Source organism: Calothrix sp. UHCC 0171 (assembly GCF_034931845.1).
GTDB lineage: Bacteria > Cyanobacteriota > Cyanobacteriia > Cyanobacteriales > Nostocaceae > Brunnivagina.
Map to the genome: position 1 here is coordinate 76,864 of NZ_JAYGHN010000007.1, position 13,761 is coordinate 90,624.

Below are 13,761 nucleotides of genomic sequence, written 5' to 3' on the forward strand. Positions count from 1 at the left end.
CAAAGTTTCTTATTAAGAACATCTCTTTTGTAAAAGATAATACATTTTTATTTGTCCAGAAGTTGCATATCTGTGAAAAATATTGAACTTCCAGCTTTTGGTGAGCAATAGCAGTAATTATCTCTAAATACATCCTACTTGCGGTATTTGCGATCGCCTTCTGCTCACAATAATATGCTACGAATGTCTATACTCTTGTATAGAATCAACAATTAATCACACAATGGAGAAACTGTAGTGGTAGTTATTAATAATCCCACACTGGTAGCCGAGTTAACTGATTTATATCTGAGATATGAGGATGCACTTTGTCACAATAAGTTAGACATCCTGAATGAATTATTTTGGAATGCACCAGAAGTCGTCAGGTTTGGAATTACAGAAAATTTGTATGGTGGTGATGAAATTAGCAAATTTCGAGCTACTCGACCTGATTTTAAAATTGATCGCCAAATTTATAATCTCAAAGTAGTCGTCTTAGGACAGGATTTCGCAGCCATAACATTAGAATTTCGTCGGATTATTGATGGGATTGAACGTCGAGGCAGACAAAGCCAAATGTGGTTTCGTCTCCCTGAAGGCTGGAAAATTGTCTCTGCACATGTTTCTTTATTGCCTATTTAATTTTTCAATTTTTATGTGATTTATTCTAATTTATCTAATTTATTTAATATTTGAGACACGCCGGATGGGTGTTTTTTCTGCTAACCATGTAAATAGGATAATGCCGCATATATCTGCGGCTAAATCAATTATATCTGCACTACGATGGGGTGTATATTTTTGGATAATTTCATCAATTATGCAAAATAAAAAAACGATAACAGGTGCTAAAGGTAATGCAGTATTTAATATGTGTAGTTGGCGCTTATTCAATGCCAGATGACTTAAATATGCGGCAATCCCTAAGAGAAGAAAATGCAAAATTGTGTCGTAGTAGGGAACTTGAGCAATTTCTGTAGGGATAATTTTCAGATAAGCTGACATCGAGATAGCCAATAAAATCCCTAAATAAAACCAGAAAGCTGTCACCCAAAAACGACTTGATTTCATATAAAATTGTTCAAAAACTGGAGTTATATTTACCAGTTATAATCATTATTCGCAAATATAAATAATGCTTTCGCAAAAGTTAATGTTGTTTCTTGTAAAGTTTTTGTAAAATTTAGAGAGCAATTTGTCTAACTAAAACAATGACGATAGATATTCAGTGGAACTTTTCCGAAATTACTAGCGTCTCAATTGTAGTATCGGACATAACGCTAAATACCCTATACTTAACTTCCTATAACTAGCCTTGGGAACTATATCCCTGACAAACCCAGCCATCTAATTGATGTGACTGGGTTTTTGGCTTGATGTTTTGCTTGGTTTTGAGCTTGTAATATTTAGGGAATTTGGTAAAAGAGAAAAGGTAAATGTTGTTAATTATCAAATCCAAAATATTTTTATCCAGCCTGAAGATTAGCTTGTTCTTGTAACCAAGGGTCTACTGGTTGTCCGTCTTTGCGTCGTAGTTCAATTTCAACCACCATGACTGATTTAGAACCAGGAGGTGCTGGTTTTTGTTTGAACTGTACATCATATTCCATGGGTTCATGTCCCTTTTCCTTGAGCCAATCATGTACTTTTGTAGTTGCAAATAGCGATTGTCCTTGTTCAAACATTCGCGTAATTTGCATTTGCAGCGAGTAAGGATTTAAACGACCCATATTTCACTACCTCTGTATTATTTGTTTTTTCGCTACTCTCAATATTACTTGCCTTCTTTCCCCTACTGTAATGGTGATTCTTCTGGAATAATATCGATCGCCAACTTTTGATGACGACGCAAAATAATTAAACGTGATTTCTGACGAAACGCTCCTGCAACTCCTGACATTCCCAATTGTTCGTGTGTTAGGTATTTGTGTAGCTCATCTACACTACCAATTGGCTGTCCATTAAATCCCACTATCACATCTCCAGCTTGTAAACCTGCTTTTTGGGCTGGGCTGTTGACTTCGGTGGAAATTACCAAAATACCTCGCCCTACTGATAACTCGTGGTACAAAACAAGCTTGCGTGGTAACTCGACATTTTGCCCAGCAATACCAATGTAAGCGCGTCTAACTTTTCCATCCCTTAATAATGCGGGAATGACAATTTTGGCTGTATTAATTGGCACTGCAAAACATAAGCCTTGAGCGGAAAGGATTACTGCTGTATTGACACCAATTACCTCGCCGTGGGAAGTTACTAAGGGACCACCAGAATTCCCAGGATTTAGGGCAGCATCAGTTTGAATCATATTATCAATTAACCGACCTGTGCGACTTCTAAACGATCGCCCAGTCGCACTGATAACACCACTAGTTACTGTAGCTTGAAAACCGTAGGGATTACCAATAGCAATGGCTAGTTGTCCCACCTGCAAAGAATCAGAGTCACCAAAACGGGCACTAACTAGGTTAGGTGCATGAATTCTAATTACTGCTAAATCAGTATCGGGGTCATCACCGATTAATTGTGCCTCGTAATTGCTACCATCAGCAAGCGTCACCTCAATTTTACTAGCTTCGCTCACCACATGACTATTGGTGAGAATATACCCATCGGGTGTAAAAATAAATCCAGAACCATTTCCCTGTACTTCCTGAGTATAGGTTTGGGAGTTGCGGCTACGTCCCCTGACTTGACGTTGTACATCAATATTGACGACTGCCGGACTAATTTTTTGAACAACCCCAATTACAGCTTGTGAATAAGCATCAAGCAACTGCTCGTCAGCATTCAACATATCTCGCGGAATCTTATTTTCTCCACGCGCCAAATAATCGTTCGACACTTGTCGCAGATTTCCTATCATGTCTGCCTTTCCTATAGTTGCATGGTGAAAAGAGAGTTTTTGTTTGCTATGGACTGTTTAATTAAGATTTGATTCAGGGTTTTTCCTCGCCAATATTTCTCAAGTTCTACTCCGTCGATTTTGTTGAGAAGGAGGAAGATAAATCCTATCGTTGTGCAGGAAGTTGTTGAGTGCTGCGATTAGAAATCATGTAAAAAGAAGTAGTGCAAGCGTCTCGCTTGCTATTTTCCAAAGGTGGGCAAGATATTCCAGAGTTTTCCGTGAAGAACATCTCCCCGGAAACTCCTCTCCACACTACTTGTTCAATTTATTTTTATACGAATACTTACTGAATTTTTGCTGTAGCTTCCCGCACTATTATCTGATAATTTTGTTGTGTTGGTGACTACTAGTAAGTAGGAAGGTGCAATTAAATATAAAACCTCTGTAGGATGGGTTAGCGCAGCGTAACCCATGCAGAATAAGACTTTGATGCGTTACGGCTATGCCTAATACCAATTCACAATTCGCAAGTCGCAATTCGCAATTAAAAAACTTAGATGCAGCAAAGCTTTCAGGATTTACATCTGTATCAGATTTTTCGTGAAATGGTATAACACATCCTACCTTTGATTAAACCTGGCTACTTATTGAAGAAGTAAAACATCAGAAAGCAGTAATTTTAAATAATTACTAATACTTGTAATAACTTATATCCCCAACTTTTCAGTCAGGGATATTTTTGACTATATTTAGTAATTAACCCTCTTTTGTCAGATTGGGAGAATCTAATCGCCCAAACAGTTACAGGGCTTTAATTTCCAAGTTTTGTCTATAAATTTTAGTTTCTGTTAGAAAATAAAGCCTCAAACCTTGATTAAATCAAAGTCTCAGAATCAGCCTGAGATTATTGTTTTCCGAGAGTGACAAAACAGGGTTAAGAAGCTTTCGCTTGTCTTTGCTGAATCCTTTCAGGGCTGCCTGTGGGGATTGAGGCAATTAACTTTTGTGTATATTCTTCTTTTGGTTGGCGATATATTTCCTCGGCTTTTCCTTGTTCAACAATTTGTCCCTTATTCATGACTAAAATGCGATCGCTCATAAATTTAACGACGCTCAAATCATGGGAAATAAAGATATAGGTTAAGCCAAATTCTTCTTGCAATTCCTTCAATAAGTTCAATACCTGCGCTTGTACCGACACATCCAACGCAGAAACTGACTCGTCACAAATAATAAACTTGGGATTTAATGCCAAGGAACGGGCAATACAAACCCTCTGGCGCTGTCCTCCCGAAAACTGGTGCGGATAACGGTTCATTGCATCTGCACTCAATCCCACCCGTTCGAGGAGATAGGCTGCACGTTCACGCCGTTCTTTTACCGTTTTGCCCTGTTTGTGAATTACTAACGGCTCCATAATCGCATCCCCCACTTTCATTCTTGGATCGAGGGCACTAAATGGATTTTGAAAAACGATTTGCATTTCTCGCCGTAATATTTGCATTTCGTTACCTTTTAGCTGCGTAATATCACGGTTTTCAAAAATAATTTGTCCGCTTGTCGGTTCAATCAACCTGAGTAAAGTGCGTGCCAATGTACTTTTGCCACATCCCGATTCCCCCACTAAGCCCAAGGTTTCGCCACGCTTAATATCAAATGACACATCATTTACTGCCATAAAATAGCGCTTTGTGCCGCCAAAGACACCTTTGATGGGGAAACCAACTTTGAGATTTCTGATTTGTACTAGCGCTGGTTCTTGTTCTAATCTGGAAAGACGAATATTAACTTCTTCAGGAGTGATTTGGATCGGGTCTTCCGGTGATTTCGCTTGAATTATCACTTCTCCCGTTTGGGTTTCCTCGACGTTCATGTAATCGGAAACTGTTAGGAGTTTGTGCGGACGACTATCAAGTGATGGACGACACGCAACTAAACCTTTAGTGTAGGGATGTTTGGGGTTGTGAAAAATATCTCCAGAATAGCCTTCTTCCACAACTTTACCTTTGTACATGACGGCAATTTTATCCGCAATTTCCGAGATTAATCCTAAATCGTGGGTAATAAAAATCATCGCCATGTTGCGCTGTTGCTGTAATTCCCGCAGCAAATCAATAATTGTTGCTTGTACGGTTACATCTAAAGCGGTTGTCGGTTCATCGGCAATTAATAACAAGGGGTTACAAGAAATCGCCATCGCAATCATTACCCGTTGCAACTGTCCTCCGGAAAGTTGGTGCGGATAGCGTTCTAATATCGAGTCTTTGTGCTGTTTAACTAACTCGGTAAGTTTTTCCGTTCCCAGTACTTCTCCCGTCTGCTTGGCTGTTTCCAGGTATTGTTCTTGCAGTTGTTCATCGCTGGGGAGAAGTTTTACTTCCTGTAAGCCTGCGATCGCTTTTTGTTTGGCTTCGGTAATTGTGATATTTTGATGGCGTAAAATCGCTTCGGTAAGTTGATAACCAATTGTAAATACTGGGTTTAAGGAACTCATCGGTTCTTGGAAAATCATGGCAATATCGCCACCCCGATAAAGTTGCATTTCTTTTTGCGGTAGTGTCACTAAGTCAATTGGGTTGGAATTTGGTTGGGGAAAAAATAATATTTCTCCATTCGTTATTTTTCCCGGAGACTGTAACAACCCCATCACCGCAAAGGATGTAACAGATTTACCACTCCCCGACTCCCCCACAATTCCTAAGGTTTCGCCACGCTGCAAATCAAACGAAATGCCATCAACGGCTTTTAGGCTTTTGCCATCTCCTGCAAATTCAACTCGCAAATTACGAACCGATAGAATTATGTCTTTCATAGAAGTCGGTAGATTTATTTAATTAAAAATAATTGGATTCTAACAGTAGATATAGAAATTTGACATTGATTAGCGAAAAAATACGGGGACGGGGGAAAAGAGGACACGGTGACATAGGAACGCGGGGACGCGGGGACGCGGGGAAAAGGGGAAAAGAGGACACGGTGACATAGGGACGCGGGGACGCGGTGAAAAGAGGACAAGAGAAAATATTTCTCCCCATCTCCCCATCTCCCCATCTCCGCGTCTCCCCATCCCCCCATCTCCCCATTTCCCAATTTCCTAAAACGGAATATCATCCTCATCAGGTGCGTCCATTGCTGGATAGGTGCTTGGCTCAAAGTTTCTTTGGGGTACACTTTGGGTATATTCGTTGTTCATGACACCAACGTTAGTTCTTGTGGGTGTTGGTTCTGATACTGGTGATTCGTAACTGGGGGCGTTATTTGCAGGTGGATAATTTGTGGCTGGAGTATTTGTTGCTGGGTAATTCGTTGGCGGGTAATTTGCTGCTGGAGTATTTGTCGCTGCGGTTGTCATCATTGCAGCACTAAGGGAATGGATTTTTTGGACGGTTAATTCTGCTCGTGTTTCTTTAAAGCCTTCGCGCTGAATCTTATTCATCCCCAGTCTACCTTCGATTAACACGCGATCGCCTTGATGATAATTTGCGTGAATTTCTTTCGCCATGTTACCCCAGCCTATTACTCGTAACATACCTGGTGGATCATCAGGACGCGATGCGGGAAACTGCACCATCATCTCCGCCAATTCTAATCCGTCGGGAGTATGTCGAAGTTGGGGAGGGTTGGTAATTTCTGCCATCAAAATACAATTATTCATGGAATTCTTCTCCTGTTGTCAAAGCACTAATTTACATAAGCTAAAGACAGCTTTGCTCGCTGTCATTAAATACCAAAGTCAAGATTCACAAGTTACATATCAAAATTATATAAATCCAAAATTTGCTGTTGGGAATTTTGAAAATGGATGTGGCTAATTAAACAATTAGAGTCGGTATGGCAATCAGCAAATCATTTCTTTTTCCGGAAACTCCTAAATTTACAAGTCTGATTCGCCAGCTAACTTCTGCATTCTTCTACTAGCTGTATATGACTACCACATATTTATTTTGCTACTAATTATTGTAAGAAATCTTAATTCATTCTCAATTAATTCCATGTTTATACCCTTGGCATTTCATCATTTCTAACATAAAAGTTAAGCAGGAAGTTAAGCAGAAATCATTTGAGTCATTCGATTGTGGCTAAATCGATGTTTGAAAAAGCAAATTTTAATCATCCACTGTACCATCTCTAGTAGTGCAATTGTACCATGTCGTGCGATCGCATGTTTTTGATTCGACTGGATTTCCGCAAGTAGAAGGAAATTTCTCCAAATCCTGATTTTTTTTGTTTTCATTGGTTAATATAGGAGAATAGTCATAGTCGTAACGAGTATGACTTAATTAAAGCAGCCATTCACAGGCGGTTTTTTTGGTGACAAGAGAGCGAACACAGAGAGAAAACTATGGATTTAACAAACTCGAATACTGCAAAAAATTTAGAAGCTGCATTTGGTGGAGAGTCGATGGCGAATCGCAAATATTTATTTTTTGCCGAAGTGACTCGTCAGCTGGGAATGAGCGAATTATCGAAGTTGTTTCGGGAAACAGCGAATCAGGAAACCGAACATGCATTTGCTCACTTTCGCTTAATGCATCCAGAATTGGTAGTAGACGATGTCGCATCTTTAACACCAGAACAAAAAAAAGCGATCGCATCTCGGTGTTTAGAGTTAGCGATTGAAGGTGAAACCTATGAGTACATGACAATGTACCCTGAATTCGCACAGCAAGCACGTACAGACAGAGATGGGAATGCGGTAGTGGAATTTGAAGCACAGGAAGTTGAATCCCGCGAACACGCACAAATATTCCGCAAGGCTGTCAGTAATTTTGGGTTTTTAACCAGTATTGAAAATTACCACGCCAAAAAATATACGGAAGCATTACAAGCTTTAGATGGAATTGCAGCAGCACCAAAAGTCAAAAGTGACAATCCTGCTACACAAAAATGGATTTGTCGCCAATGTTCGATGATTTATGATCCAGCCATAGGGGATGTGGATTCAGGAATTGCGCCAGGGACAGCTTTTGACGCGATACCCGCAGATTGGAAATGTCCGATTTGTGGTGCTGAGAAGAAAATGTTTGTACCCTATGAAGAAGCTGTAGCAGCGTAGTTTTTTAGGTGGAAAAGTAGATGGGGAGATGGGGAGATGGGTAGATAGGGAGACGCGGAGATGGGGAGACGCGGAGATGGGGAGATAGGGAGATGGGGAGATGGGGAGATGGGGAGATGGGGAGATGGGGAGATGGATAGAAATATAAAGATGGGGAGAAATATTTTCTCTTTTCCCCTTGTCCCCTCATCCCCGCGTCACCGCGTCCCCCCATCCCCGTGTTCTCTTTCCCCCGCGTCACCGCGTCACCGCGTCCTCTTTTCCCCGCCCATGTCCACCTTCATTGAGATTGCGGATACGACGGGAGAGAGCGCGGATAATATTGAGGGAAATTTCAGGTGTTTCTTCAATTGCTTCGTAGAGTTGTTCTTGGGTTAATTCCAAGCATTCGCATGGTTCTAAGGTTGTAGCGGTAGCGGAACGGGGTTGAGCATCGAAAATTGCCATTTCCCCAAAGGATTCGCCTTTGGTAAATACTGCTAACTGTCGGTCTTCAATATGAATTTTGATGCGACCAGAAATTACAATAAAAAGCGATCGCCCTTCTTCTCCTTGGCGAAAAATAGTATGGTTAGCGGGAAATCTGAGTTCATCCATGACGGAGGTAAGGCGGACAATAAAATCGTCGCGCAGTTCTTCAAATATGGGGATGCGACGTACAAATAATAAACGGTCTACACTGGTTAACATTTTTGATGAATTGATAATAGTTGAGTGGTGAATTAGTCTACTAAATTCTCTGATAATCAAAATATTTATAAAAAAATATATTTGCTGATAAAAATATAAAAAATCTCCATTTTAAATATTAGTGTTCTGTATTGTTTATTTTGTCATCCTAAATATTAAATATCTTATGAATATGCATTGTCCATTAATTATTAATTATTAAGTCTTAACCCATATTTATTTATTAATTCCTTAATTTGTGCAGTAATTAATGGATGTGAGTCTTTTTGAAGTTGAGGTAAGAGTTCAATCAAGACTCGACTGGAAGCCATACTGAGATATGCGATCGCAGCTTCGCGGACAAAACTGGTGGGATGACGCAAATGTTTGGTAATTTGGGGAATCGTTAAACGAATTTTTGCCGCTTGAGCAAAATGGAAGCAACAAGCTAAACACCAATCTGAAAGTGAATTTTCCAGGGTGAGTAACTGACGAAGGCGATCGCTAATTATCATTGGCTCATACTGGATAATTTTTTCATCTATTAAAATGTGCAATTTTTCTTGGGGATTGCGCTTATCGAGAATGTCGATCAATACAGATTTATTGGGTAATGTAACTGTATGTTCTAATATTTCCAAACCCCGTGCTAAATTTACAGATGAAATTGATAGGAGATTGAATCTAGCTGCTTGCATTTTTTCGTGGGAATAAAGCAACTTTAATAGCATTAACAAACGCTCTTTAACATCATTTTCTAAATCTATTAATGCTGTTTGTAATAAATGACTAATCAACGTTACCTTCTGACTAGCAAAATCACTGTTAAATTCACCATTTTTATCTTCTAAATAAGTGGTATATACTTCACCTTGTGTTTGAAAATCAATATAACCAGCGTAAATTTCACCCAAAAATCCTAATTCTTCATCGATTAATCTTTCGACTGTTGCTTCATAGGATTTATCTAGCAAACTAGAAATACCATCCTGCTGTCTACGTTTGAGCAAACTACGTAAAATGCGATCGCGATTTGTCCCTTTAGATGTTTCTAAGTGTTCCCACAGCGCGTCAATTGCTTCTAATGTCGGAATTTGAGCGATGGTTAGCCATGTATATGTTTTGACACTTTCCGGCTTGTATTGGTTGGTAGCTACGTCCAAAAGCATTGGTAAAGCTTCATTTTCCAGTGTCACAATTGCCCGCATGGCAGTATTCCGAGTTGATTTATAATACAAACCAGCGAAAAGTGCCGAATAATAATCTTCTAAATGGGTAGCAGCAATCATTTCTAAGACAGCACAGCGCACCCGTAAGGATTTATCCTGCAATAAGGTGGGAATTAATAGGCGTAGTGTTTGTAAATATATTGCTCCGCTTAATGCTCGCACCGCGTTTACCCGTTCCTGTTCTTGGGAATGCGTCAGCATTGTTTTCAGAGTCCGGGTGGCAGTCACCTTTTGTTGAGTTGTTCCTTGACGTAGCAGCAACGTCGCAGCTGTAGCGCGAATTAGGGAATGTTGTTCGGGGTAAAGGAATTGTTCCAACTTACTTAAATTAGGATTTTCTTCCACTAACCAGACATAACGCAAAGCCAGTGCAAAGACTTCGGGAGTGACTTCTGTCTTGGAGCCTTGTAACAAGGGTTTCACATCAGCTAAGTATACGGGGCTAGCTCCGGCTCTGAGCATCACCTCTAAAGTCGGTGTCTGTAATTCCGAAGGTAATTTAGTTAACAAAGGTGCGAGAATTTCCACTGCTCCTGGTGGATCAATTTGGGCGAGCAAGTCGATACAAGAATGTTTATCGGCAACAGAACCAGCTTCTTTCAAGGTTTTGACGACAGCTTGTTTAAAGGTTCGCACATCCACATCCACCCCTATTAGTTGTCCTCTTCCCGCACTTAAAACCAACAAGTCTACATAGCGTGATCGCAATATCCAAAGTATTCCTAGACATAAACCAGATACAATTGTTGTCTCGACAACTAATACCCAATTTTTATCTAATGGAATGGGGATTATATATCTTCCCAACCAGATAGTGGCAAAAATGACGACACCAGCGATGCCTGTACCCCAAGCTTCGGCAATTCCTCCTGCTAATGTTTGGATGTAACTACGGAATTTGTCTGGGATTGGTTGGAATAATAAGGGACTACCACTGACAACAAATGTATAACGCAGCAGTTCATCAATGAATTTCAGAATTACCAAGCCCCAAAAAAAACTATTACCCTGTGTCATCGGTAACAAACCCAGCAACAGCACCGACGAGGGTAACAAAATTCCTACACAAATTGGTAAACTTGCTGATGTAAAAAAGACTCCAAACTTTTCTAAAATCCGACTGGAGATAAACAACTGCATGAATAGTTCGCATAGCCCAGTAATCCCGCCAAATATCCCTAAAAAGCTGGCAATTTCTTGATCGCTATAGTTAATTTCAATTTGGGTGAGATACTGAAAATCGATTAATACACCAATTATTTGTAATAGTCCAAAAAAGGCAAACAATAACAGCGAGTATTTCTTTAACTGGTTGGAGAGAAGGGGTTTACTTTGAATTTGAGCGATCGCCGCTTGTTTGCTTAAATGATCGGGGAAGGCTGTTTTGTAACGATGGCTGAGATAACGTAAAATCAGCGCCCCTGCGATAATAAAAATTGCCGAAATGGGAATGATGATATTGTTGAGTCCGACAAATATCACCAGAAAGGGCAAACTAAAACCACTGAAAATATCTGCGACTAGTAACCCACTACTGATGATGGGATAGGTACGCTTGATTTCACGAATATTAAAAACTTGATTTGCGGCAATTGAGGTGTTGAGATCATTGAGAACATAAAACGCATCAACCCATAACCTGAGTAAAAAGACTACTCCTATAGTCAAGGCAGGAATTTCTAAACCCAAACGCAGCAAAAACAAGGGGATAAACATGCAAGGTGCGATCGCAGCTACCACCCAACGTAAGGGCATGATTTTTTGTAGCCAGGAGTAAAAAAAAACCAATAGGGTTCCCATACAAGCACTGGCAATATAAATCACAGGCAGCCACGTTGCCCCATATTTATCCAAAAACAAAGCAACTGTACTATCTTCTGTCCACCGTAATCCCACTGATGTCGCAGTATAACAAGCGAACATTAACCAAGTGCGATCGCTCTCCTCTGGACGGAGATTCACCCATTGTAGTAATTGCCCAATAACACCTTTATATGCAGCCAACCAGTGATTTTTTAGTTTCATGCCATTCTACTTTCTGCTGTAGTCACCCTGTCGAATCAAGAAGGAATGAGGGAAGACGGGGAAATATATCTATTTATCATTAATTCCTCTCCGCGTCCCCCTATCTCCCCATCTCCGCGTCAGTTTTACTCTTAATTAATTTAGGTAAACCTAATCCCACTCCCTAGTCATAAAAAAATCCTGAGCAACTGAGTATTATTTTTCCCACTCAGCGCTCAGGAATATCATTTTTTACTTAAATTTTTGTGATTAGTGATTGGTGGTTGGGTAAGTAATTAAATATTAGTTTCCCAGCACCGATTAACTATATAACCACCAAATACTAACCATTAACTAAACATCATTTCTTGGGTGCAATCAGCATCATCATGTTCCGCCCTTCTTTCTTCGGTGCTTGCTGCACCTCTCCATAGGGTTCCAAATCAGCAGCCATGCGCTTCAACAAAATTTCTGCTAAATGACTATGCTGAATCTCCCGACCCCGGAACATTACAGTCACTTTGACTTTATCATTATCATTCAGAAAGCGTTCGGCATTTTTGACGCGCACATTATAGTCATGTTCTTCTATTTTGTAACGCATCTTAACTTCTTTGACATCTTGGGTTTTCTGCCCTTTGCGGTCTTCCCGCGCTTTCTTCTCTTGCTCGTACTTAAATTTACCATAGTTGATAATCTGACACACTGGAGGATCAGCCTTATCAGTCAACAATACCAAATCCAGACCTTTCTCCTCAGCTATAACTAGCGCTTCTTGGGGAGACATAATTCCCAACTGGGTTTTATCGGAATCAATTAACCTAATCGCAGGAAAGCGAATACGTTCGTTGATTTGGGGTAGGTCGCGGGTTCGTTTTTTCTCAATCACAGGCGTTTTTATTGGTGTAAACTCTTTAATTAGGGTTAAATTTTGGACTTACTACTGGAAACTCTATTGAACTGAACTTAACTCTGTTTCTCGATTGTCTTTCGGAGAAGTTAAGAGACGCACTTCCAAATAAAATACCAGCTAGATAGGTTATGATAAACCGCAAAAGCGAGAAAATTCCATAACCCGATTGGCACATTATTAACAAAGCATCTCTCTAACCATTATCATATTCCCTTTCTTGATTATTTCTTCGGAGAGATGAGCATCATCATGTTCCGACCTTCTTTCTTCGGCATCTGCTGTACCTCACCCACTGACTCTAAATCACTAGCCATGCGCTTGAGTAAGGTTTCCGCCAAATCGCTATGTTGAATCTCTCGACCTCGGAACATGACGGTGGCTTTTACCTTGTCCCCATCTTTCAAGAAGCGCTCCGCTTGCTTGACACGAACGTTGTAATCGTGTTCTTCTATTTTGTAGCGCATCTTGACTTCTTTCACGTCAGCAGTATGCTGCTTTTTCCTCGCTTCCCGTGCCTTTTTTTCTTGCTCAAACTTATATTTTCCATAGTCCATAATTCGGCACACAGGAGGTTCGGCTTTGTCACTCAGCAGCACCAAGTCCAACTCGTTTTCATCGGCTAGCTTTTGTGCTTCTTGTGGTGTCAAAATACCCAACTGGGAACCATCCGTATCAATAACCCGAATTTTGGGGAAGCGAATCCTCTCGTTAATTTGGGGCAAATCGCGGTTTCTTCTTTTCTCAATCACAGACATGTATGATTTGTAGGAGCTGTTTATTTTTATAGTTTGGGTTGATTTGGAAAACTACGCCTCAGAAGAAAAACTGAGATAAGCAATGCAGATGCCTGCCTAGGAATCTACATGAAAAACCTATGTTTATAGGGTAGCGAATTTGCACAATAAATGTGCGATCGCTCTATGTTGCCATTCTACTCACTCTCCAAGTTTTTCTCTCAAATCGTTAACCTAAATTACACAGCAGCAGCAAACTTTAAATTATTGTAACACTTTCAGTTCCATCATTGATGTGTCTTGTATACCGTAATTTCACTTAATGA

General features: G+C 40.2%; 13 protein-coding genes. 2 read left to right on the forward strand and 11 right to left on the reverse strand.

What is annotated here, in order from left to right; translation table 11 throughout:
- The first annotated feature begins 237 nt into the window (after positions 1–237).
- Positions 238–624 (forward strand): oxalurate catabolism protein HpxZ, encoded by a 387-nt coding sequence (gene hpxZ, locus VB733_RS07740; protein WP_323339500.1) that lies wholly within the window; start codon positions 238–240, stop codon positions 622–624.
- Positions 625–663: 39 nt separating this feature from the next.
- On the opposite strand, the gene VB733_RS07745 is transcribed toward hpxZ, so the two are convergent.
- The 6 genes from VB733_RS07745 to VB733_RS07770 all read right to left on the reverse strand — a co-directional run bounded on the left by VB733_RS07745 (position 664) and on the right by VB733_RS07770 (position 7,064).
- Positions 664–1,053, reverse strand: a complete 390-nt coding sequence (locus VB733_RS07745; RefSeq protein ID WP_323339501.1) for a VanZ family protein — start codon at positions 1,051–1,053, stop codon at positions 664–666.
- A gap of 395 nt (positions 1,054–1,448) precedes the next feature.
- On the reverse strand, positions 1,449–1,712 hold the full coding sequence (locus VB733_RS07750; protein WP_323339502.1) for a hypothetical protein: 264 nt from the start codon (positions 1,710–1,712) through the stop codon (positions 1,449–1,451).
- 62 nt (positions 1,713–1,774) lie between these two features.
- Entirely contained in the window at positions 1,775–2,848 is a 1,074-nt protein-coding gene (locus VB733_RS07755) for a S1C family serine protease (RefSeq protein WP_323339503.1), read from the reverse strand.
- A 916-nt stretch (positions 2,849–3,764) separates the two neighbouring features.
- Positions 3,765–5,642 (reverse strand): ABC transporter ATP-binding protein, encoded by a 1,878-nt coding sequence (locus VB733_RS07760; protein WP_323339504.1) that lies wholly within the window; start codon positions 5,640–5,642, stop codon positions 3,765–3,767.
- Between the two features lie 282 nt (positions 5,643–5,924).
- Positions 5,925–6,485, reverse strand: a complete 561-nt coding sequence (locus VB733_RS07765) for a single-stranded DNA-binding protein (protein WP_323339505.1) — start codon at positions 6,483–6,485, stop codon at positions 5,925–5,927.
- Positions 6,486–6,875: 390 nt separating this feature from the next.
- The gene (locus VB733_RS07770; RefSeq protein ID WP_323339506.1) at positions 6,876–7,064 is read right to left on the reverse strand and encodes a hypothetical protein; all 189 of its coding nucleotides are present in this window, start codon (positions 7,062–7,064) and stop codon (positions 6,876–6,878) included.
- Positions 7,065–7,172: 108 nt separating this feature from the next.
- Here VB733_RS07770 and VB733_RS07775 point away from each other — a divergent pair, with 108 nt between their 5' ends.
- Positions 7,173–7,886, forward strand: a complete 714-nt coding sequence (locus tag VB733_RS07775) for a rubrerythrin family protein (RefSeq protein WP_323339507.1) — start codon at positions 7,173–7,175, stop codon at positions 7,884–7,886.
- 4 nt (positions 7,887–7,890) lie between these two features.
- Here the strand turns inward: VB733_RS07775 and VB733_RS07780 are convergent, their stop codons facing one another.
- The 5 genes from VB733_RS07780 to infC (VB733_RS07800) all read right to left on the reverse strand — a co-directional run bounded on the left by VB733_RS07780 (position 7,891) and on the right by infC (VB733_RS07800) (position 13,456).
- Positions 7,891–8,127: a hypothetical protein gene (locus VB733_RS07780; RefSeq protein ID WP_323339508.1), complete on the reverse strand. Its 237-nt coding sequence runs from the start codon at positions 8,125–8,127 to the stop codon at positions 7,891–7,893.
- Positions 8,124–8,576 carry a cyclic nucleotide-binding domain-containing protein gene (locus VB733_RS07785; RefSeq protein WP_323339509.1) on the reverse strand — a complete coding sequence of 151 codons (453 nt, stop codon included), beginning with the start codon at positions 8,574–8,576 and terminating at the stop codon, positions 8,124–8,126. The genes VB733_RS07780 and VB733_RS07785 overlap by 4 nt, the downstream gene beginning before the upstream one ends.
- A 191-nt stretch (positions 8,577–8,767) precedes the next feature.
- A complete protein-coding gene (locus tag VB733_RS07790; protein ID WP_323339510.1) occupies positions 8,768–11,809 on the reverse strand; it encodes an MFS transporter in 3,042 nt (1,013 codons plus the stop codon).
- 340 nt (positions 11,810–12,149) lie between these two features.
- Positions 12,150–12,689 (reverse strand): translation initiation factor IF-3, encoded by a 540-nt coding sequence (gene infC, locus VB733_RS07795; protein WP_323339612.1) that lies wholly within the window; start codon positions 12,687–12,689, stop codon positions 12,150–12,152.
- 233 nt (positions 12,690–12,922) lie between these two features.
- The gene (gene infC / locus VB733_RS07800) at positions 12,923–13,456 is read right to left on the reverse strand and encodes a translation initiation factor IF-3 (RefSeq protein WP_323339511.1); all 534 of its coding nucleotides are present in this window, start codon (positions 13,454–13,456) and stop codon (positions 12,923–12,925) included.
- Positions 13,457–13,761: the final 305 nt, after the last annotated feature.